Raw genomic sequence first — 22,176 nt, 5'->3', positions numbered from 1 at the left:
GCCGTTCCCTAGCTCCGAGCCCGTACGGCTGCTTGCCGGGTGAAAAGCTTGCGAAACACCGGATAGATATTCGCAGGTCTGGCAATGCGCGCCATCTGGAAGTTCGGAATTTCCCCGTCGACGGTGCGATATGCGCGCCAGAGCGAAGTTCCGTTGTCCGTCGATCCGAATATTTCCGTTTCGCGTTCGTCGATGATTTCGACATAGGCGTAATACTGGCAGAGCCGCATCACCTCCTGGCGGAGGAGGGCCGCGCAACGGTCGGAATCACCGCTCGTGTTGTCCCCGTCCGAGGCCTGGGCCGCGTAGATGTTCCATAGGTCAGCAGGGTAGCGTTCGTCGATGATCCGCAGCATCTCCTCGAGTGCCGTCGAAACGACCGTGCCGCCGCTCTGCTTGCTGTAGAAAAACGTCTCTTCGTCGACCTCCCGCGCTTCGTCGGTGTGGCGAATAAAGATGATGTCTATCCGTTTGTAGCGCCGCTTGAGAAAGAGGTGGAGCAGGACGAAGAACCGCTTGGCAAGGTCCTTTTCCCGTTCGCCCATCGATGCGGAAACGTCCATCAGGCAAAACATCACGGCGTTGGCATTGGGCACGGGTTGCCGCTCGAAGCGGTTGAACCTGACATCCACAGGATCGACATAGGAAATGCGCTTGCGACGCTTTTCAAGCAATGTCAGCTCTTCGCGCAGAGCCCTCAGTCGTATGTTGCTCTGGGCCGATATCGGCCGTTCGAGCTCGAGTATTGCTATCTCGTCCGCAACGGTGCGAATCTGCTTTTCACTCGGCCGTTGCAACGCGATGCGCCGGCCGAAGCTATTGCGCATTGTTCGCGCGATATTGATGTTTGTCGGCGTTCCGGCGGTCGTGAAGCCAACGCGGTGGGGCTTGAAGGTGACGGTTTCCTTCAGGTTCAGCTTCACCATGTCAGGAAGCTCGAGATCCTCGAAAAACAAGTCGAGAACTTCTTCCCTGGACAGAATGAAGTGGAACTCGTCTTCGCTCTCTCCCCGACCGGCTCCCTGTCCGGTTCCGCCGGCTCCGCCTTCCGGTTTTGTCAGGCGATCGCCAGCGGAATAATCACGGTTGCCCGGCAATACGTGCTGGCGCTTTCCGCTTCCAAACGACGGGCGAAAAGTCGGTTCGCCGGCGCCGCGCGTCGGCATGGGAACGCCGTGCGCCGCATCGACGTCCACTATCTTGTCCGACTTTACCTGGTCCTTGATCGCACGCTTCAGTTCCTCACGCGCACGCTTTAGAAAACGCTGCCGGTTCCCGAGGCTCTTGTCCTTCGGATTGAGCCGGCGATCGATGAAATTTGGCATGTGCCAACCCCTCGCTTCGTCATCGTCAACCGGCCTTGTTTACTCGCATGTACCAGTCAACGAGGCGGCGTACCTGGCGTACGGTGTAACCGCGCTCCGTCATACGCTGGACGAATTCGGCATGCTGCTTCTCAGTCGTGGTGTCCTTCTTCGAGCCGAAGCTGATGACAGGAAGCAGATCTTCGACCTGCCCGAACATACGTTTCTCTATGACTTCGCGAAGCTTTTCGTAGCTCGTCCACGAGGGGTTGCGTCCGTTGTTTCGGGCGCGTGCGCGCAGGGTGAATTTGACCACCTCGTTGCGGAAGTCCTTGGGATTGGCGATACCCGCCGGCTTTTCGATCTGGGAAAGTTCGCTGTCGAGGATTTCGCGGTTGAGAATCTGCCCGGTGTCGGGGTCCTTGAAATCCTGATCCTCCAGCCAGGCATCCGCGTAGGCGATATAGCGATCGAACAGGTTCTGACCGTACTCGCTGTAGGATTCCAGGTAGGCTTTCTGAATTTCATGGCCGATGAATTCCGCATAGCGGGCGGCGATCTCGGTCTTGATGAAGTCGAGGTACGAAGCTTCCGTTTCCTTCGGGAACTGCTCTCGCTTGATCGCCTGCTCGAGAATGTACATCAAGTGCACGGGGTCGGCCGCAACCTCCTTCGTATCGTAGTTGAAGGTCTCCGACAGCACCTTGAAAGCAAAGCGGGTGCTGATACCCGTCATACCCTCATCAACGCCGGCGGCGTCGCGATACTCCTGCACCGACTTTGCCTTGGGATCGGTATCCTTGAGGTTCTCGCCGTCATAGACCCGCATCTTCGTATGGAGCGGCGAGTTTTCGTGCCGTGCCAGCCGGGTCGAAACAGTGAAGCGGCTGAGGTTTTCAAGAACCTCCGGCGCGCACGCGCTCTTGGAAAGCTCGCTTTCACGCAACAGCTTCTCATAGATGAGGCGTTCTTCCGTCACCCGAAGGCAGTAGGGGACTTTCACGACCAGGATGCGGTCAAGAAAGGCCTCGTTGTTACGGTTGTTCTTGAACTGTTGCCACTCAGATTCGTTGGAGTGAGCGACGACGATGCCTTGATAAGGGAAGGCGCCGAAATTCTCGGTGCCGTTGTAGCTGCCCTCCTGCGTGGCGGTCAGCAACGGGTGAAGCACCTTGATCGGCGCCTTGAACATTTCAACGAATTCCAGCAGGCCCTGCGTCGTCCGGTTCAGGCCACCGCTGTAGGAATAAGCGTCGGGGTCGGCCTGGCTGTAATTTTCGAGCTGACGGATATCCACCTTGCCGACGAGGGCGGATATGTCCTGATTGTTTTCGTCGCCCGGTTCCGTCTTGGCGATGGCGATCTGCCGCAGTCGCGAGGGCATAAGCTTGACGACGCTGAAACGGGAGATGTCGCCACCCAACTCATCGAGCCGTTTTGTCGCCCAGGGGGAGATCAGGCCTGTCAGTCGCCGCCGCGCGATGCCGTATTTGTCCTCGAGCAGATCCGCCATGCGATCGGGTTGGAAGAGACCGAGAGGCGACTCGAAGATCGGGCTGACTTGCCCGTCGATTGCGAGGGTATAGATCGGGGAGTGCTCCATCAGCCTCTTCAGCCGTTCCGCTAGCGACGACTTGCCGCCGCCGACCGGTCCAAGGAGATAGAGGATCTGTTTGCGCTCTTCGAGGCCCTGTGCCGCATAGCGGAAATAGCCGACGATGCGCTCGATCGTGTCCTCCATGCCGTAGAAATCGGCAAATGAGGGATAAATCTTCACTGTCCTATTGGAGAAAATGCGCCCTAAGCGCTCGTCGGCGCTGGTATCGACCAGTCTGGGCTCACCAATGGCCTCGACCATACGTTCCTGAGCCGTGGCGTACATTCGCTTGTCGTCACGGCAAGCAAGGAGATATTCCTGAAGGCTGAATTGTTCCTGAGCGGCGCTCGTATAAATCTCGGCGAAAAGATCGAACACGTCGCTTTCGCTTTTTTGCATAATAGGCTCTCCCGCGGCCGGTTGGGTTAAACGGGATCGCTGCATGTCGGCTCGCGTATTATGAACGCGTCAGACCCTCTATTGTTCCAAATGCTTACACGAAATCCGGGACAGTCTGATGCCGATAGTCGCGATCTTCGTCAGGTGCCCATTATGCAGTGCGTCGCGGAGATCGCCAAGGGCGCAAAAGGAATTCCACGCATTTAATTGGCCGTTAACTAATTTAGGTATGAAAAATTCACAGGGTTAATTCCATATACAACTAAGCCTAATCGTCGGAGGGCTTCCCGCTTCGGGTCTCCAGGCGATATCGGCTTGCCGGATAAATGAGCCGGGCGGTCGAGACGACGTGTTGACCCGACCATGTTCTGCGTCTGATCGACAGGCAGGGCTCGCTCCGGAGAATCGTCAGCAGTTTGCACTCCCACGCCTGCGGCATAACGGCTTCCACCACGTGCTCCGAGCCGCTGAGCGGCGCGGCTGACGTCAGATAAGCATTTGGCGTCAAGGAAGAGAAGTCTTGGATAAGATAGTCGGGAGCGGCGGCCGGATTGACGAAGCGGTCCTCGATCTGCACCGGAACGCCGTTCTCGCTGTGTACGACGAGGGAATGGAAAACCGGCGCGGCGATCTCGAGATCAAGCGCATCGGCCACCTCAGGGGAGGCCATTTCCGACGCTAATACGATCACGGATGCATCGTGGAGGTGGCCGCGCTCGGCAATCTCGTCGGCTATGTTGCGGACCTCGAAGAGCGCGGAATAGCCTTTGCGCTCCGCCACGAATGATCCAACCCCTTGGATTCTGACCAGTTCGCCTTCGTTCGCGAGTTCGCGAAGTGCGCGATTGGCGGTCATCTTGCTGACGCCGAGCTCGCTAACCAGTTCATTTTCCGAAGGAACTCGAAATTTCGGCGGCCATTCGCCACTGTGGATTCGATCAAGAATCATTTGCTTGACGCCAGCGTAAAGCGGTGCGGTATCGTGCTGCACCAGCTCTTGCTTCATCTTGCCTGGGTGCTTCATCGCCTGTTCCTTTTGCAGTCGAAGAATCTGCCCGACCGCGACTTTCCTCTTGCATATCATAAAATATTTCATATGGTACCATATACAACCTCGAGATCAATGCATTTCACTTTGGATCGAGCAAGCCGACAGAAGATCGGCCGTAAGAACAATAACGTGTGCCCCCAGGCCAGTTTTACCTCAGAGGAGAGGCTTCGATGAAATCCCATATGCTGTTTGTTTATGCTGCTTTGGCGCTCTCGACCGCCGCGGCGCCCGTCGCCGCCAAGGATTGGAAGAGCGCGACCATCACGCTTGAAGGCGCCTATGCGCCTTGGAACATGACCAATGCCGACGGAACGCTCGGCGGATTCGAACCGGAACTTGCCAAGGTTTTGTGCGAGCGCGCCAAGATCGAGTGCAAGCTCGTCGCGTCCGACTGGGATGGTATGATCCCGGCGCTGAACGCCGGTAAATTTGACGTGATCATGGATGCTCTGTCGATTACCGAAGATCGCAAGAAGGTGATCGGCTTCACGATCCCCTATGCTGCGACACCGGCCGCTTTCGCGACTGCCAAGGACAGCCCGCTTGCCAACGCGGCAGGCACCGGCGCAACGATCAAGATGACGGCCGGCCAGACCGGCGTTAAGGAAGTCGATGCGCTGAAGGAAGCTTTCAAGGGCAAGACGATCGGCATTCAGGCGGCAACCGTCTACGCCAAGTTCGTCTACGACAATTTTGGCGATATCGCCGAGATTCGTGAATACAAGACCGGTGCGGATCGCGATCTCGACCTGCAGAACGGCCGTATCGATCTTGGCTTCGACGACGCCGTGTATTTTGCCAATGCATTCCAGTCGGCCAACGACACGCTGGCCTTTACCGGCCCTGAAATCGTCGGTCCGATCTGGGGCGAGGGCGAAGGACTTGGTGTCCGTCAGGCCGATACCGACCTTCGCGACAAGTTCAACGAAGCGATCAAGTCCGCACTCGCTGACGGCACCGTGAAGACCTTGTCGATGAAGTGGTTCAAGGTCGACGTCAGCCCGCAGAACTGATTTCCGGCGGAGGCCGGACGTCCCGGTCTCCGGCTCAGGTGCCGGGGACCGCATGCTATTCTGACACTGCCGGGACAGCGGCAGGCGCGGGGAACGTGACATGGCAACACTGGAACTGATTGGATTCGGCTCGACCGGATGGGGCGCGCTGCTTCTGCTCGCCGCACTGATGACACTTTGCGTGACCGCGAGCGCGCTTGCGATCGGCGCCGTTCTTGGCGCGATGATTTCCGCCGCCAAGCTGTCGGGCAGGACATGGCTCGTCGCGCTCGGCAACGTCTACACAACCGTCTTTCGCGGCGTGCCGGAACTGCTGATTATCTACCTCATCTATTTTGGAGGATCGTCTGCCATCACCTCGATGGGCAAGGCGATGGGCTACGAAGGTTTCCTCGGGATGCCCTCGTTTCTCGCCGGTGCGCTGGCCGTCGGGATCATCTCCGGCGCCTACCAGGCGGAAGTCTTTCGCGGAGCGTACCTAGCCATTTCCAAAGGTGAGCTCGAGGCGGCATCGGCGATCGGCATGCCCAGCGGTCTTCGGTTTCGCCGCATCATCATCCCGCAGGTGCTGCGTTTCGCGATCCCCGGTCTCGGCAACGTCTGGCAGCTCAGTCTGAAGGACTCTGCGCTGATATCGGTAACGGGCCTGGCGGAACTGATGCGCACCAGTCAGGTGGCGGCCGGCTCCACCCGGCAGTATTTCCTGTTCTTCATCGTCGGCGGCATCCTCTATCTGATCCTGACCAGCCTTTCCGACCGGGTCTTCAACGGCGCCGAACGGCGCGCCAATCGGAGCATGCCGACAGCGGCCATGGGAAAGGCGTGAGGTAGGACGATGGATTTCGCTTTTCTCGCTCAAACATTGGGTACCCTGCTGAAGGCCGTTCCGACGACCTTGGCGCTGTTCTCGCTATCGATCTTCTTCGGCGGCCTGCTGGCGCTGCTGATTGTCTGGATGCGCGTCGGCGGGAACCCCGTCCTGTCGGCTATCGCCAAGGGCTACATCTTCATCTTCCGCGGCTCGCCGCTGCTGATCCAGATGTTCCTTGTCTTCTACGGCCTCGGCCAGTTCGGCTTCATCCGTTACTCGTTCCTATGGCCCTTCCTGCGCGAGCCGTTCGTTTGCGCGGTATTGTCGCTCGCGCTTTGCACCGCCGGTTACTCGGCGGAGCTCTTCCGTGGTGGCATTCGCGCCGTCTCCCCGCGCGAGATCGAGGCCGCCCGCTCGATCGGCATGTCCGGCGCGCTCCTCGTCCGTCGTATTCTGGCGCCGATCGCTTTCAGGCACGCGCTGCCCGCCTATTCCACCGAGATCGTCCTGATGATGAAGTCAACGGCGCTCGCAAGCCTGGTGACCGTGTGGGAAGTGACCGGTGTGGCGCAGCGATTGATCTCGCAGACCTACCGCACCATGGAAGTGTTTCTCTGCGCGGCCATCATCTACCTTGTTCTCAACTTCATCATCCTGCAGGCAATGTCCCTGCTCGAATACTCGCTCTCACGGCACCGCCGCGCGATTCCGCCGGCGCTGAAGGCCTGAGAACCGAACAGACACGATTGGAGCTTTCATGCCAGGCGTTACACGACTTTCCGTCCGCAACATCCGCAAGAGCTTCGGCACGCATGAGGTGCTTCGCGGCATCTCGCTCGATGCGCAGGATGGCGACGTCATTTCCCTGCTCGGCGCTTCGGGCTCGGGGAAGTCCACCTTCCTGCGGTGCATCAACCTGCTCGAGACTGCGACCGATGGCGAGATCTGGGTGGACGGAGAGCAGATCCGGATGATCCACAAGGGCGGCACGAGCCGTCCGGCGAGCCAGAAGCAGGTCGACCACATCCGCTCGGAACTCGGCATGGTCTTCCAGTCCTTCAATCTCTGGTCCCACATGACGATCCTGCAGAATGTCATCGAGGGGCCGGTCCATGTCCTGAAGCGTCCGCGTGCCGAGTGCATCGCCGAGGCAGAGGCGCTTCTGGAAAAGGTCGGCATCGCTGCCAAGCGGCACGCCTATCCCGCACATTTGTCCGGCGGCCAACAGCAGCGCGCCGCGATCGCCCGGGCGCTCGCCATGAAACCGAAGGTCATGCTTTTCGACGAACCGACCTCCGCGCTCGACCCGGAACTGGTCGGCGAGGTGTTGCGCGTCATGCGCGCACTGGCGGAAGAGGGGATGACCATGCTGGTGGTCACCCACGAGATGAGCTTTGCGCGCAACGTCTCCAACCGGGTGGTCTTCATGAAGGAAGGCCTGGTCGAAAGCAGCGGCTCGCCCGACGAGATGTTCGGCGGCGGCGCATCGCCTGCCTTCCGTCAGTTTATAGGCCACTTCGGAAGCGGACAATGACGGTCACGATCGATGCGCGGATCGGCTGGCGCGAGGTGGCGCGGGTGGCCGCTGGCGAGGTGCTTGTGCTCTCGGAGGGGGCATGGGCACGCGTCGATAATGCAAGCCGGATCGTCGACCGGATCGTTGAAACCGGCGTGCGCGCCTATGGCATCAATACCGGCGTCGGCGCGCTTTCGGATACGGTGGTCGATCGCCCCTCGCAGAGCCGGCTGTCGCGCAGCATCATCCTCAGCCATGCCTGCGGCGTCGGTGAACTGTTGGCGGCGCGCGAGGTTCGCGCCATCATCGCCGCCCAGATCGCAAATTTCGCACATGGTCATTCCGGCGTCCGCGCGGATATCATCCGCCATCTGGCGATGTTTCTGGAACGCGACTGCGTCCCGGATCTCCCATCAAAGGGTTCTGCCGGCTATCTGACCCATAACGCCCATACGGCGCTCGTCTTGATCGGCGAGGGAAGCGCATCGGTGGCGGGCAAACGTATGCCTGGCCGCGAGGCTCTGGATGCGATCGGTCTGTCCCCGCTCGTTCTCGGCGCGAAGGAGGGATTGAGCCTTGTCAATGGCACCGCCTGCGCCACAGGCTTGGCAAGTGTCGCACTGGCGCGCGCCAGTCGCTTGTTGGACTGGGCAGACGCGATCGCGGCCCTGACGCTGGAGGCCGCAGGTTGTCAAATGGCAGCCTTCGACGAAAACGTCCTGGCGCTTCGCCCATCGCGGGGCATCGCCTATGTCGGTGCTTCCCTGAGGCGTCGCCTCGACGGCAGCGGCTTGATCGCGGCGGCAGTCGGAAAACGCACACAGGATGCGCTGAGCCTGCGTTCCGTTCCGCATGCTCACGGCGCTGCGCGTGATGTCTTTGACAACGCATCCGAGGTCGTCGATCGTGAGCTCGCCTCGGTAACCGACAATCCAGCCGTTTCGGGCACCCCCGAAAATCCTGTGGTGTCATCCGAGGCGCACGCGGTGGCGCCGGCTCTTGCGCTGGCCTCGGATAGCCTGGCGATCGCGCTTGCGCAGATTTCGGCCATGAGCGAACGCCGCATGGACAGGCTCGTCAATCCGCTGGTGAGTGGCCTGCCGCCGTTCCTGGCGAGCGATGCCGGCAGCAATTCGGGTTTCATGATCGCACAATACACTGCCGCGGCACTCAGCAACGAGAACCGCCGTCTGGCAGCGCCGGCTTCCACGGATGGCGGTCTAACCTCGGGCCTGCAGGAGGATTTCCTTGCCCATCCGACCGCCGCTGCAAACAAGCTACTGTCAGTGATCGATAACGCCGAGTATATCCTCGCGATCGAGTTGATGGCGGCGGCCCAGGCGCATGATTTCCTGGCGTCAACGGCTGCGCGCGCCCCGGGCACGGATGCCATCCATCGTGCCGTGCGTCAGGCTGTTGCGCACTACGCCGACGATCGGCCGCTTGCCGGCGACATGGAAGCGCTTCGTTCTCTGATCAGAGACGAGGCACCGCCCGCTTTAGACTGAGGAGTTGGAATGACTGAGTTCGACGTTGCCGTGATCGGCCTCGGCGCCATGGGAAGTGCGGCACTCTCCTACCTTTCGGCGCGTGGCGCAAAGACGATCGGGATCGACGCCTATTTCCCGGCCCATACGCTGGGTTCGTCGCATGGAGACAGCCGTCTCATCCGGCTCGGCTACTTCGAGGATCCATCCTACGTGCCGCTCTTGAAGCGGGCCTATCGCAACTGGCGGGAGTTGGAGGCTCGGCTTCGCTCGGATATCCTGACGATCACCGGCGTTCTCCAGATCGGCGCCGAGAATAGCAAGATCGTTGCCGGAACGCGTGCGTCCTGCGTGATGCACGGATTGGCGCACGAGGTGCTCGACAAAAGCGAGATGGCGCTTCGGTTTCCCGCCTTTCAGTTGGACGATGGCGAAATCGCCATCCTTGATCCCCAGGGCGGCTATCTGAAACCCGAGGCTGCCGTGATGGGTTATCTCAAGCTGGCGGCCCAAGACGGCGCAGTCCTGCACTTTGGCGAACGGGTTACCGCCATCGAGCCGAGCGACAGCGGCGTAACGATCCGTTCGACCGTTGGTCAATACCGCGCCAAAAAGGTTGTGGTCGCCACGGGCTCCTGGATCGCCGAACTTGTTCCGCAATTGAAGGAGCATGCTGTTCCGATCCGACAGGTCGTCGCCTGGTATCAGCCACGCGACGGCTTTGCGACCGAACCGAGACGCATGCCGTGCTTCCTCCGCGACGAGGGAGCAGAAGGCTCCTATTTCGGCTTTCCGGCAATTGGCGTCGATGGCGTCAAGATCGGAAGGCATGCTCACTTCCGCGAGCCGATCGATCCTAACCAGCCCAATCCGCCCGTCAATGAAGCGGACACCGCGTTGCTCGACGGTTTCATCGCAAAGCGTGTGCCTGCCGCTGCCGGCCTGCGGGTCAATGCCATCACCTGCCGCTACACCATGCTGCCAAGCGAGGACTTCCTGCTCGATTTTGCGCCCGGCAATCCGAACGTGGTCGTCGCTTCGCCGTGCTCGGGGCACGGCTTTAAGTTCACAAGCGTGGTCGGTGAGATTCTTGCCGATCTCGCGCTCCAGGGCGGAACGAGCTTGCCGATCGGAGCCTTCTCGTTCGATGCCATGACACGCTTTTTGGCTCAACGCCAACAGCCGTAACAGGGCTGGAAAGGGGCAGAGATCAGCCCCTCTCGCCACCAGTCATACAGGTCTTCGAAATCCGCAAGCTTTTGACCTCGAAGGGTATCAATCCTTCGGCGGGTATATCCATCGCTTCCTCAAGGAGGCTGACAGGACCGTCGCTGCGCCAGCCGCGCACCATCGGATGCTCTCCGGCTACCTTGTTCCGTCGGCCTTGAACCCAACGAACGAGGACCCCATCGCGGGAAGCTGGGCAGGCGCCACGGAAAAGGTTGGATATCGATTGCGGGCGGTTCTGCCGCCAATGCGCGTCGTCGGCCATGCCTGCACTAACGTCGCGATCGCCGACGATGACGCTGCCGCCTTACTCAGTTCGAATGAATTGTCAGCGAGGATCATCTGTAATTTAGTATGTATTAATATATTGCAGGAGGGCGCCATGCGAATACTTCTCGCTATTGTACTGTGCTGTGTTGCATTCGATGTCTCTGCGTCGAGCCGTTACATTCGCGTTCCCGGTTTTGCCTTCAAGACCGATCCTAACTGTCATCGAACCAAGCCGGCCGATCGCTTTGATCCGGTTTGCGATGAACCGGTGCTTGGCTATAGGGATTTCTCGCCGTTCTTCCTTGTTGGCAGTGCGAGCTAAGTGCGTGAGTCCGAGGTCACAGGGTGGATAGATCCACGCTCGACCAGCGGGCACTCTATCTTCACGCGCTGTGCACTTCGGTGTGCGGAGATCCCGTCGTTCTGATCCAGCAAGGTGCCGACGGCCCAGCGAGCCATCTCGTCATGGGGAAGGAGAACCGTCGATAGCGGCGGAACCATGTAGGATGCCAGGTCTTCGTCGTCGAAACCGACGACGGAGATATCTTCGGGGACCCTCAGTCCTCGGCTCTTGATGGCGTCGTAGGCGCCGACCGCCATGCGGTCGTTGAAGCAGAAGATCGCGGTCGGTGGCTCCGCTGAATCCAGAAGTCGCGTCGTCAACTCGCGGCCGCCGTCGACGGTCCATCCGCCGGTAAGGATCAGGCCTTCGTCGATCGGCACGTCCCAGGTGGTCAGGGCCTGGCGGTATCCCTTTTCCCTATCCCGCGCCGCTTCGATCCATTCCTCACCTTTCAGATGGGCGATCCGCCGATGGCCGGCGCGGAGTAGCGCATCGGTTGCGGCGTGTCCGCCCGCGACGTCACCGGGGACGACTGACGGATGGCGGCGCTGCTTTTCATAGCAGTTCATGAGCACGGTCGGCATGTCGCTGAGACGATCGGGGGCGACGACCTGCCGGGTCGTCAGCGTCGTGTAAAGGATGCCGATCACGTTCAGCTCGAACAGCAGATCGAGGGCGGCATTTTCGAGCTTCGGATCCGAGCGGGTGCAGAAGGTTGCAACAACAACGTCCTGCAGTGCGGCCTCGTCGCGCGCGCCCTCGATGAAGGGCATGGCAAACGGTGTCGACATGACTTCGTCGATCAGCAAGCCGATCACCGGCCTGCGGTGCTCGGGAACGTTATGCCGCGGTCCTTTTCGATAACCGAGTTCCTCGGCGGCTTCCATGACGCGCGCGCGGGTGGCCTGCGACACCCGGGGATTGCTGACGCCATTCATCACCAGCGAAACCGTTGCCTGGGAGACGCCGGCCCGCTGCGCAACGTCGATCATCGTGGCACGCTTCGTCACTGTTTAACCCCGCTCCCTCATTCGGTCCGCCAACTGGAACTGATTGCAAACTATAAGGAATTGGGGTTCCCCACAACGTCCCTGCGGCTTGCTGTCCACGGCGTAAAAAACCGGCTTGCCTTTTAGTTATAAGGCCGATAATGCTTACTAATAATATAACTAATAATTTTACATGCAAGGAGGGATCATGCCAACTCAGAATGAGCCTGCGGCGGCCACGGGTCGGGAAACGATAACGCTTGATGGCGTCTGGGATTTCCAGTTTGGCGACAGCGATGCGTGGCGCAAGAGCGCCGTCCCCGCGGTCTGGCAGGCAGAGTTTGCGGATCTGCGAACAGCATTCGGCCGGGCGCGCTATAAGCGGACATTTGCCCTATCGCAGGAGTGGGCAGGCAAAAGGGTGATGCTGCGTTTCGGCGCGGTGAACTACTTCGCCGAGGTGCTGGTCAATGGACGGGTTGTCGGAACGCACGAAGGTGGCTATCTCCCGCTTTCCTTCATCATCCCGCACGATCTCCTTCGACCGGAAAATGAGCTGGAAGTCGTCGTTACGCTTCCAAGCGCCGATGCCAACCAGTATCCGCAGTTCCCCTTCTCGGAAATACCGCACGGCAAGCAGAGCTGGTACGGGCCATTGGGTGGCATCTGGCAGTCGGTCATTCTCGAGCAGTGCGGCGAGTGCCATATCGAGCACGTGAAGGTCGACGCCGATCTGGCCTCGGGTGTGGTCGCTTTTGATCTGGAACTGTCCGGCGACGGCGGCGGATATGAAGCGACCGTCGCGATCGTCGATCCCGATGGCGTCGAGGTGGCGCGGGTCTCGTCTTCGGGAACGTCACTGCGCGCCACGATCGCTGACATCAAGGCCTGGTCGCCAGATACGCCGGCGCTCTATCGCGCCGATCTCACCCTTTCCGCCGGTGGTGCGTCTGTCGATAGAACCTCCGTCACCTTCGGCTTTCGCACGTTCGAGGCGCGTGACGGCAGGCTCTACCTGAACGGTGCGCCGTTCTACATGCGTGCGGCGCTTGATCAGGATTACTATCCGGCCGACATCTGCACGCCGCCTTCGCTCGAATTCCTGGAAGATCAGGCGCGCAAGGCAAAGGCACTCGGCCTGAATACCTTGCGTATTCACATCAAGATTCCCGATCCCCGCTACTACGAGGTTGCGGACAGGCTCGGACTGGTGATCTGGACGGAAATTCCGAACGTCCAAATGTTCACGGAGGCTTCGGCTCGGCGCATGCGGGAGACGATGGCCGGGATTCTGCGCCGCGATGGTCACCATCCGTCGATTGTCGCGTGGACGATCATCAACGAGGACTGGGGCACACGCCTCGTCGAGAACGAGGATCATCGGCGCTGGCTGGCCGATACCTATGATTGGCTGAAGAAGCTCGATCCGACGCGCCTGGTATCCGACAATTCCGCATGTTTCCCGAACTTCCATGTGAAGTCGGATCTGAACGACTATCACTACTACCGTTCGGTGCCGGAGCGTCTGGGCGAGTGGGACGAACTCACCAAACAATTCGCCGGCAACGCGTCCTGGACCTACTCCAGCCTTGGGGATGCGCAATGGCGCGGCGATGAACCGCTCATCGTTTCCGAGTTCGGCGTGTGGGGCTTGCCGGATCCCTCCAAGCTGTTGCTCGATGACGGTAGCGAGCCGTTTTGGATGGAGACGGGCGCTACCTGGGGAGATGGCGTCGCTTATCCGCACGGCATCCAGACCCGGTTCAGCACCCTGCATCTCGATGGTGTCTTCAGCGATTTTGGTGCCTTCATCGAAGCGGTGCAGTGGTACCAGTTCGACAATCTCAAGTACCAGATCGAGGTCATGCGATCCTACCCCTCGATCGTGGGCTACGTCATCACGGAATTCACCGATGTTCATTGGGAGGCCAATGGTCTCCTCGACATGAACCGCAATCCGCGCGTGTTTCATGACACGTTTCCGCAGGTCAACGCCGATCTGGTTATCATCGCAAGGCCTGCAGCGTGGGCGGTCTATGCGGGCGATGTGCTTGACGTCGATGTCAGCGTAGCCACCGGCGGCAGCGAGATTCCGGATGGGGCAATCCTGAAATGGAGCTATGCCGAGCGTGGCGAACGTCCGTTGCCGGCTACCGGTCCAAATGGTCTGGCGAAAGCAGGTACCCTGAAGCTGCCGATACCGGATGCTGCAACGAACGAGCGGTTGCGGATTGTCTTTGAAGTGGTCTCGAACGGAGTTTCCATTTCGACGAACTTCCTCGACGTCTCGGTTTACGCAAAGCGGCACGCGACACGGCTGCCGAGCGTGACATCCAGGGACCCCGAACTGCTCGCCTTTGCGCAGGCAATCGGCTACCCGGTCGCGCAGGGCGAGGCGGCGGATATTCATCTCGCTCATGCTCTCGACAGCGATGACATCGAGAAAATGCGCGAAGGCGCGCGTTATCTGGTTATCGCCGATGGCTCCGTTGCAACCCATCGCAACCTTCGCGTCGACGTTCCCGAAGGCGAGCGCCCATATCGAGAAATGATTGTCGATGAGCGCAACATGCCTGTTGGTATCGACCAGCAATTGCCGGGCATTGGTCTGATTGCGCGCGACGGAACCATGTGGCGGGGCGACTGGATTGCGAACTTCAGCTGGATCAGGCGCAAGGGTGCGTTCGCATCCATCCCTGGTGGACCGCTCCTCGATCTTTCGTTCGAGAAAGTGGTTCCGCATCATGTGATGACCGGCTTCAGGACGTTCGAGTTCGCCGGACCCGTTCATGGCGGTGTCGTCATCGGTTGGCTTCACAAGCCCGCGGTCACTATCGCCGAACGGAGTGTCGGGCGCGGAGCGTTGCTCGCAACCACCTTCCGTTTGACGAGCAGCGCCCCGGGTTCGGACCCGGTGGCCGTTGCTCTGTTCGACGCAATGATCGCGACCATCGCTCAGCGTCGTTGAGGTGAAGCGTGGGGCGCGGAGGAGCGCCCCATCTCGGCCGGGCGTTGGAAATATCGGAGGAAAAGTGTGGCGCTTATTGAACTCAAGAACATCACGAAAAGCTACGGCGCGGTAAAGGTCATCGATGACCTGACACTGACGATCGACTCCAATGAATTCATGGTGTTTCTCGGACCGTCCGGTTGCGGGAAATCCACTTTGCTGCGGATGATTGCCGGTCTCGAGGGGATCGATCGCGGAGAAATCCTCATCGACGGACGGCGTATCGACCCTCTGCCTCCCGGTGAACGCGGGATCGCCATGGTCTTCCAGCACTACGCGCTCTACCCGCATATGAGCGTGCGTGACAACATGGCTTTCGGCCTGCGAAACATCGGCGTTCCCGAAGCCGACATCACGGAACGGGTGACGCGCGTAGCGCAGATACTGGTCCTCGACAATCTCCTGGATCGCAAGCCAAGCCAGTTGTCCGGCGGTCAGCGCCAGCGCGTCGCCATCGGCCGGGCGATCGTCAAGGAGCCAAAGGCATTTCTTTTCGACGAACCGCTTTCCAATCTCGATGCCGCCCTTCGCGTTCGCACGCGGGTCGAGTTGGCGCAGCTTCACAATCGCATGCGGTCGACCATGGTCTTCGTGACGCATGACCAGATCGAAGCGATGACGCTGGCGCATCGGATCGTGGTCATGAACAACCGGCGGATCGAGCAGGTCGGCACGCCGATGGAAATATACTCCAAGCCGGCAACGCGCTTTGTCGCGGAGTTCGTTGGCTCGCCCGCGATGAATTTCCTTCCTGTGACGATCGATGGTGATCGGCTACGGCTTGCGGACGGCACGGTTGTCGGTTCGAGCCCACGTATTGGAACTGCTTGCGGCGGAGCCGCGCTCACACTTGGCATTCGGGCGGAAGCCGTGGCGCTTGGGGCTCCCGGCGTCGGCGGTTTGGATGCCGCAGTCGAGGTTGTCGAGCGCCTTGGAGACCGGACGCTGGTCTATTCGAGGCTGAAGACCGGCGCACTCATCGTCGCGGAGGCAAAGGGCGACAGCGCTCTGACCGCCGGCAAGACGGTGTCGCTCGGCTTCGACAGAGCGGGAATGCACTTCTTCGACTCTGACGGCAAAGCCTGCCGGGAGATGTCGGATGCGTAGCGCGACCGCACATCAATCCGAGCTGAAGAACGGCATTTTCGTCGCACCGTTTCTACTGGTGTTCTCCTTCCTGCTTGTCATTCCCCTGCTATGGGGCGCCTGGCTCAGCTTGACCAAGGCCGATCTGTTCGGTCCAGGCAAATTCGTTGGGTTGGCCAACTACACCAGATTGTTTGCCGACAAAGTCTTCCTTGGATCGATCGTCAACACGCTCTATTTCGTGGTGCTGACGGTACCGGCCTTCGCCGTTTGCGGGCTCGCCCTGGCACTGGCGCTGAACCGCCAGACGCGATTTGCGACCGTCATGCGCGCCATTTTCTTCGCCTCGTCGGTGCTGTCGGTTACGGTCGTGACTCTGATCTGGCGCATCGTTTTCATCCCCGACATCGGCTTGCTGTCCAATATTTTCGGCTGGCTCGGATTGCCGCAGGTTGCCTTCCTGAGCAGCCCGAAACTGGCTATGCCGGCCATCGCCATCGCAACGCTCTGGTGGGGCATCGGGCTGCCGATGATGCTGTTTCTGGCGGCGCTGCAGCAGATACCCGGCGAGATCTACGAGGCTGCGGCTCTCGACAATGCGAAACGCTGGAAAACGCTCTGGCACATAACGCTGCCGGCCATTCGTCGGACGTTCGTGCTTGTCCTCATCGTTCAATGCGTGCTGCAATTCCAGCTGTTCGGCCAGGCTCAGCTGATGACGCAGGGCGGCCCGAACAACGCCTCCCGGCCTGTGGTTCTCTATGTCTACGAGGTCGCGTTCCGCCGCTTTGACGTCGGCATGGGTGCCGCAACATCGCAGGTCCTCTTCGCACTCATTCTGATGGCGGCTCTCGTCCAGTACGTCGTCGCACGCCGCAAGGAGGAGAGCCGATGACCGGCGGGAACATTGGAATGGTCAGACCGCGGATCGGCGATGTCCTGATAGTGCTGCTTGTCGTGCTTGCCGCCTTGATCATGATCCTGCCGATTGCCTGGGTGATCGCGTTGTCCTTCAAGCTCAATCAGGAGCTCAAGCTTGACACCAACGCCGTCTTCCACGCGCCTTACACGCTGAAGAACTATCTCGACGTTCTCGGCGGCTCGAACGTTTTCCGGTGGTTCCTGAACAGCGTGATCGTGTCTCTTGGAATGACGGTCGGGGTTCTGATCCTCTCGTCGCTCGCCGGATACGGATTTGCGCGGCTTCGCTTCCCGGGCCGGGATATCCTGTTCGTTCTCGTCCTGTTTGGCCTCGCCGTTCCCGAGCAGGCCGTGATTGTCGCACGTCACCAGATCTTCAGCATCTTGAAGCTGCACAACACCTATCCGGGTCTCATTCTGCCGGGCCTTGCGGCGCCATTCGGGGTGTTTCTGATGACGCAGTACTTTCGGGAGATACCGAAGGAGCTGGATGAGGCGGCACTTCTCGACAATGCCTCGCGCTTCTCGATCTTCTGGAAGGTCCTGTTGCCGCAGACCATTCCCGCGCAGGCAACACTCGGTGTCTTCACCTTTCTCGGAGCCTGGAACGATTACCTGTGGCCGCTGATCTCGGCGACGAAGAAGGAGATGTACACGATCACCACCGGGATCGCGTCGATGCAAACCAACTTCGCGCAAACCGAGGGACTTGGATTTCTCATGGCGCAGGCAGTGTTTGCCGGCCTGCCGACGCTTCTTGTCTACCTGTTCTTCCAGAAATACATCGTCGCTGCCGTCTCCGGCCGAGCAGCACGTTGAGGTAACCCGCAATTTGTTTTCGCACAGCAATAGGAGGAGATTGCAATGAAAACTGGCATGCGAAATATACTCTTGGCAGCGTCGCTTGCGCTGGCGACAGGACCGGCCCTGGCGGCCGATCCGGTCGAGATCACCGTCCAGCGGTTTTTCGGCACATGTGATGCCGACTGGGGCACGAACACCGATATCAGCAAGGCCATTGGCGAATGCGGTATCATCACGTCCCAGATCAACAAGTTCGCCGCCGACAATCCCGATATCAAGGTGAACGTGAACACGGTCGAATGGCCGGGCTATGATCAGCTGACCGCACAGTTGGCTTCAGGCGAGCCGCCGGATCTCGTTACCATCCACGAGTCCGTCCTGTCCGACTACCAGTCGAAAGGGCTGCTGCAGCCGCTCGATGAGGTTCTCAAGAGTGCCGGTGTCGATCCTGCCGGCTTCACGGCGGCCGGTCGCGAGGGTGTCACGAAGGATGGCCAGATCTTCGGTCTTCCGATCGACTCGCACACGATGCTCTGGCACATCAACATGAACTATTTCCGCAAGGCCGGCTTGGTCAACGCGGACGGCACGCCGATCCTGCCGAAGACCGCCGATGAGCTCCTGGCCCAGGCCAAGCAGTTCAAGGAGAAGGTGGGCAAGCCTTACCTCGTCCAGAGCATGGCCAACGAGAAGGGCGCCTTCTACCGCGCCATGTATATCTACCTGACGCAGATGAAGTCGGATTTCTTCGCGGATCCGACCCACCTGAAACTGAACACGCCTGAAGCAAAAAAGATCGTCCAGCTGTTCAAGGACATCTACGATCAGGATCTGACGACGAAGGATCAGGACTACGCAGCATCGCTTTCCGGTTTCACCAAGGGTGACGGCGGCGTTCTCCTGAACGGAACATGGGTGGTCGGCGACTTCGACGCGCTGTCCAAGGCACAGGGCAACGCCTTGTCGGACGGCTACACCGTCTATCCTTACCCGCCCGTCTTCGGCGGCACCCCGGCTTACTGGTCGGATGGCCATTCATGGGCCTTGACGAAGAAGGATCGCTCGCCTGAGCAAGCGGCAGCCATCCAGAAGTTCCTGAAGTTCATGGCGGACACCAACTTCGAGTGGGCGCGCACCGGCCATCTGCCGGCTCAGCAGGCGGTGATCGACTCCGCCCAGTTCAAGGCGCTGCCGCATGTCACGACGATCCTTGATATCGCCGCGACCGCCAAGCCACTCCCTGCGCAGGTCCGCCACCAGTTCGCCGTCAACGACATTATCGGCGAAGAGGTCGCGGCCGCGATCATGGGACAGAAGGACATCGATGCTGCCTTGGCTGATGCCGAGACACGAGTGAACGATCTGCTCGCCAACTAAGACAAGAGGCTCGGCGCCGCGGCGCCGAGCCTCTTCAATCACAGCAGGGGCGATCTCTAACGCTAGATGGCCTGTATACTTCCCAGCCGTAGGACTTTCGTTGCGAACGGCTCAAGCACGAACCCGATTCGATCTTCCGATGATGCCAAATCCAAGCCGGACGGTTCCACGCGCTGCTCTAGAGGCGTCAGATTGACGACATGCAGGGTGGATGCCGATTGTTCGTCGACGATGAAGGCCAGAACCGCGGACGGCACCGATGACGCGCATTCCGTCCAGGTCGCTCCACTCAACCTCGCCAGCTTTTGCACCGTATCGAAGAGCGGACGACGTTCGCCCTGGCGCGCGCGTTCGCCCGCTTCGGCGAATAGCCCGAAAGGTCCGGTCAATGCCGATAGGGTCAGGCATTCCAGATCCGCATCCAGCACGCGAATGGCATAGCCCAGCGCGAAAGCCTCAGCAAAACGTCCGTTATGTCTCGGGTCGCGGTTTGCCATCGGGATGCGCTCGCCACGCGGATTTTCCATCGTTCGGCTGCCATAGGGGTTCTGACGCATCGGAATGGTCGCTGGGCCGATCCTGTATGGCTTCGCGCCGTATATCGCGCGCACCGAGCGGGTTATGAACGGCAAGGCTTCAAGCGTCTGCATGACGCTGAGATCATCGGCTGCATGGACGATGGGATTGGTGCAATGGCTGACGAATGCGAGCCCTTCGCCAGGTACGCGCTTGCGATTGAGCTCGGTGAAATAGCTCAGCATTCCACCGCCGATGCGGATATCGCCAAAGGCGGCGTGGGCCGCCGCATAGACATCCTCGAGCGGCGGGCATTCCGGCCATTTGCTGCCGGGAGGGGTGGATTGGCGGTCGACCGACGGCGAGATCATGATTGCATCCGGCCTGAAACCGGCTTCCCGCATCTGCCGCGCGATCTCGTGGGTCTCCTCAGCTGGTGACTGTTTGCACGGCAAGGCGATCTCGAGCGTCGAGCGCCCGCCATGAACCGCGAGCAGAGCGGCAAAATCGCGGAGCGCACCGACACCGTGCCCGGCGGAGGGGTCGAAGTGGAAAAGTAGTTCCTGTGCGCCGGTCTCGGACAGGATCGCTCCAGCTTTGAGCGTGTTTGCAGCTTCCTCGGGCGTAATGACAAGACCGATCATCGGCATCTTACCGGCTCGCGAGCCAGGCTGAAGCCTGATCACTCCGCTGGTTTCTGAGGTCTGCGACGAAGTGGCAACGCGGCGATCCGTAACGCTGAGCGTGATCCTTTGTCGTACGGGTTCACCGGCGTCAATCTGGTACGGCCACGGCAACGCCAGAGGGCGAACGTAGGTCTTATAGGAGGCATCGGACCAATTGCGCTGATCCTCCATTTCGAAGGTGTCGCCCTCCATGCGGCATTCGGCCGTTACCTGGGGCACGACCGTGTGGGTAATGGCGCGCATATCCTTGAACGGTTGCCAAGGATCGATGAGCTCGGGAAACGTGGTCGTCTCGACCGCGCCATCGACGTGCTCCACAACCGCTGCCTCACCCGCAACGCCAACGATGGGGTGCAGGATGCAGAAACCGCAGCGGTTGGTCTCGAAACCGGTCGCTGTGTGGGCATCCGCCTCAAACGCGAGCCGATCTGCGGTGCCGACGATACGGACGCCGATCGTGAGCTCGGTTGCCTTCGGCCCGGCAAGGCCTGCCCGATAGGAGATCTCGAAGCGACCATCGCTCTCATTGATCGTCAGGTCGCTTATCTCAGGACTGTAGGTGCCCCAGTCGCGGTCACGAACGAGATAGGATATCGTCCGCAGCACCTCGGTGCCGTCGTAGCGGATATTGCGCAGATTGCCGCCGGCAAGATCTGCCTCGAGTTTGCCGGCGCGCAATCGAACCGGCGCTGGTTCAGCTTCATGAGTGCCGTAAAGCTGAAACGCATCTGATGTCATTTCAGCATAGCCCCGATGTCCACCGCCTCGCGTTTGGCGGCGCTGTCATAGGCAGCCTCCACGAGAGCAAATGTCTTCAGGTTGTCGGCTCCCGATGTCGAATGCTCGCGGCCCTGCTTCAATTGATCGATCCAGTGCTGCTGGATCGCGTAGACGCTTTCCTGAATATTGTGCCAAGGCCGCGACGCCCACGATAGCAGCTTGGGCGAGACGTCAAGCGAGCGCGTGCCTTGCGCATTCGTGATTTCGAGCTGATAGCCCTGCGTCAGCCGAATGGTTCCTTCCGTGCCATCGAGCTCGATCAACGTCTCAGGGAAGGGCTCCTTCGAAAGCCTGGTCGCATAGCTGACATCGACTACCGATGTTACGCCGCTCTCGTGATCGAGCAGGATGGTCGCGACGTCCTCGCCCTTGATCTTTGGATTGACCCGCTTCGTCCGGGCTGTGACGCTGAGAACATCTCCGAGGATGTAGCGCGCGATATCGAGCGTGTGTATGCCGAGGTCTTCGATGATGAACCTGTCCTGCTCGGCGAGGTAAGGCTGGCCGGAAAAGACGTCATAACCTGAGCGAAAGGTGAAGCGGCCCCAAAACGGTGTCCCGATCGCGTTCTCGTCGAGAGTCTTGCGAACTGCCTGGATAGGAGTCTGCCAACGGAAGTTCTCGTGGATCATCAACGGAACGCCGGCATCACGGCAAGCCGCAACCATTGCCTTGGCATCGGCAAGCGTCTTGGCAAAAGGTTTCTGGCAGATGGCCGCAATCTTGTGGCGTGCCGCCATCTCCACGAGCGGGCGGTGGCTCTGGACGGTCGTCGCGATGTCGACGAAATCGAAGCCGCCGTCCGCGAAGAGCGCTTCGGCATCACTGTACCGCCGTTCAATGCCGAACTGATCGCCGATGATCCTCAGGCGCTCGGGATCGCGATCGCAGATCGCGACGATCTCGGCACCTTCGACATCGTGCCAGGCATGCATCTGGTTGACCGCGAAGAAGCCGCAACCGATCAATGCACCTTTCAAGTCCGTCAT

General features: G+C 60.0%; 18 protein-coding genes. 12 read left to right on the top strand and 6 right to left on the bottom strand.

What is annotated here, in order from left to right:
* Positions 1 to 8: 8 nt before the first annotated feature.
* The 3 genes from ASE04_RS08520 to hutC form a co-directional block, all read right to left on the bottom strand.
* A complete protein-coding gene (locus ASE04_RS08520; protein WP_056815025.1) occupies positions 9 to 1,325 on the bottom strand; it encodes a YeaH/YhbH family protein in 1,317 nt (438 codons plus the stop codon).
* A 25-nt stretch (positions 1,326 to 1,350) separates the two neighbouring features.
* Entirely contained in the window at positions 1,351 to 3,300 is a 1,950-nt protein-coding gene (locus ASE04_RS08515; protein ID WP_056815023.1) for a PrkA family serine protein kinase, read from the bottom strand.
* Positions 3,301 to 3,568: 268 nt separating this feature from the next.
* Entirely contained in the window at positions 3,569 to 4,324 is a 756-nt protein-coding gene (hutC, locus tag ASE04_RS08510; RefSeq protein ID WP_056815144.1) for a histidine utilization repressor, read from the bottom strand.
* Positions 4,325 to 4,521: 197 nt separating this feature from the next.
* Between hutC and ASE04_RS08505 the strand changes: the two genes are divergently transcribed.
* The 7 genes from ASE04_RS08505 (at position 4,522) to ASE04_RS31455 (ending at position 10,997) form a co-directional block, all read left to right on the top strand.
* On the top strand, positions 4,522 to 5,364 hold the full coding sequence (locus tag ASE04_RS08505; protein ID WP_056815020.1) for a transporter substrate-binding domain-containing protein: 843 nt from the start codon (positions 4,522 to 4,524) through the stop codon (positions 5,362 to 5,364).
* A gap of 100 nt (positions 5,365 to 5,464) precedes the next feature.
* The gene (locus tag ASE04_RS08500; RefSeq protein WP_056815017.1) at positions 5,465 to 6,190 is read left to right on the top strand and encodes an ABC transporter permease; all 726 of its coding nucleotides are present in this window, start codon (positions 5,465 to 5,467) and stop codon (positions 6,188 to 6,190) included.
* Positions 6,191 to 6,199: 9 nt separating this feature from the next.
* The gene (locus ASE04_RS08495; protein WP_056815015.1) at positions 6,200 to 6,904 is read left to right on the top strand and encodes an ABC transporter permease; all 705 of its coding nucleotides are present in this window, start codon (positions 6,200 to 6,202) and stop codon (positions 6,902 to 6,904) included.
* A 28-nt stretch (positions 6,905 to 6,932) separates the two neighbouring features.
* The gene (locus tag ASE04_RS08490) at positions 6,933 to 7,709 is read left to right on the top strand and encodes an ABC transporter ATP-binding protein (RefSeq protein WP_056815012.1); all 777 of its coding nucleotides are present in this window, start codon (positions 6,933 to 6,935) and stop codon (positions 7,707 to 7,709) included.
* Complete coding sequence (locus tag ASE04_RS08485; protein WP_056815007.1) at positions 7,706 to 9,199, top strand: HAL/PAL/TAL family ammonia-lyase; 1,494 nt, start codon at positions 7,706 to 7,708, stop codon at positions 9,197 to 9,199. The genes ASE04_RS08490 and ASE04_RS08485 overlap by 4 nt, the downstream gene beginning before the upstream one ends.
* Positions 9,200 to 9,208: 9 nt before the next feature.
* On the top strand, positions 9,209 to 10,366 hold the full coding sequence (solA, locus tag ASE04_RS08480; protein ID WP_056815004.1) for an N-methyl-L-tryptophan oxidase: 1,158 nt from the start codon (positions 9,209 to 9,211) through the stop codon (positions 10,364 to 10,366).
* Positions 10,367 to 10,532: 166 nt separating this feature from the next.
* Positions 10,533 to 10,997, top strand: a complete 465-nt coding sequence (locus tag ASE04_RS31455) for a hypothetical protein (protein ID WP_244490363.1) — start codon at positions 10,533 to 10,535, stop codon at positions 10,995 to 10,997.
* On the opposite strand, the gene ASE04_RS08465 is transcribed toward ASE04_RS31455, so the two are convergent.
* On the bottom strand, positions 10,994 to 12,028 hold the full coding sequence (locus tag ASE04_RS08465) for a LacI family DNA-binding transcriptional regulator (RefSeq protein WP_056814981.1): 1,035 nt from the start codon (positions 12,026 to 12,028) through the stop codon (positions 10,994 to 10,996). The genes ASE04_RS31455 and ASE04_RS08465 overlap by 4 nt on opposite strands.
* A 187-nt stretch (positions 12,029 to 12,215) precedes the next feature.
* Between ASE04_RS08465 and ASE04_RS08460 the strand changes: the two genes are divergently transcribed.
* The 5 genes from ASE04_RS08460 (at position 12,216) to ASE04_RS08440 (ending at position 19,205) form a co-directional block, all read left to right on the top strand.
* On the top strand, positions 12,216 to 14,975 hold the full coding sequence (locus tag ASE04_RS08460; RefSeq protein ID WP_056814978.1) for a glycoside hydrolase family 2 protein: 2,760 nt from the start codon (positions 12,216 to 12,218) through the stop codon (positions 14,973 to 14,975).
* A 66-nt stretch (positions 14,976 to 15,041) separates the two neighbouring features.
* Positions 15,042 to 16,124 carry an ABC transporter ATP-binding protein gene (locus tag ASE04_RS08455; protein ID WP_056814975.1) on the top strand — a complete coding sequence of 361 codons (1,083 nt, stop codon included), beginning with the start codon at positions 15,042 to 15,044 and terminating at the stop codon, positions 16,122 to 16,124.
* On the top strand, positions 16,117 to 16,998 hold the full coding sequence (locus ASE04_RS08450; protein WP_056814972.1) for a carbohydrate ABC transporter permease: 882 nt from the start codon (positions 16,117 to 16,119) through the stop codon (positions 16,996 to 16,998). Before ASE04_RS08455 ends, ASE04_RS08450 begins: the two co-directional genes overlap by 8 nt.
* Positions 16,995 to 17,843 carry a carbohydrate ABC transporter permease gene (locus tag ASE04_RS08445; protein WP_056814969.1) on the top strand — a complete coding sequence of 283 codons (849 nt, stop codon included), beginning with the start codon at positions 16,995 to 16,997 and terminating at the stop codon, positions 17,841 to 17,843. Before ASE04_RS08450 ends, ASE04_RS08445 begins: the two co-directional genes overlap by 4 nt.
* Before the next feature lie 45 nt (positions 17,844 to 17,888).
* A complete protein-coding gene (locus ASE04_RS08440; RefSeq protein WP_056814967.1) occupies positions 17,889 to 19,205 on the top strand; it encodes an extracellular solute-binding protein in 1,317 nt (438 codons plus the stop codon).
* A 62-nt stretch (positions 19,206 to 19,267) separates the two neighbouring features.
* Here ASE04_RS08440 and apnL read toward each other — a convergent pair whose 3' ends face one another.
* Together apnL and ASE04_RS08430 are read right to left on the bottom strand one after the other, a co-directional pair.
* Complete coding sequence (gene apnL, locus ASE04_RS08435; RefSeq protein ID WP_056814964.1) at positions 19,268 to 21,145, bottom strand: D-apionate lactonase; 1,878 nt, start codon at positions 21,143 to 21,145, stop codon at positions 19,268 to 19,270.
* Complete coding sequence (locus ASE04_RS08430) at positions 21,142 to 22,176, bottom strand: Gfo/Idh/MocA family protein (RefSeq protein ID WP_056814961.1); 1,035 nt, start codon at positions 22,174 to 22,176, stop codon at positions 21,142 to 21,144. The genes apnL and ASE04_RS08430 overlap by 4 nt, the downstream gene beginning before the upstream one ends.

This window comes from Rhizobium sp. Root708, from assembly GCF_001429725.1.
Taxonomy (GTDB): domain Bacteria; phylum Pseudomonadota; class Alphaproteobacteria; order Rhizobiales; family Rhizobiaceae; genus Rhizobium.
This window is presented reverse-complemented; position numbering and strand designations above follow the sequence as displayed.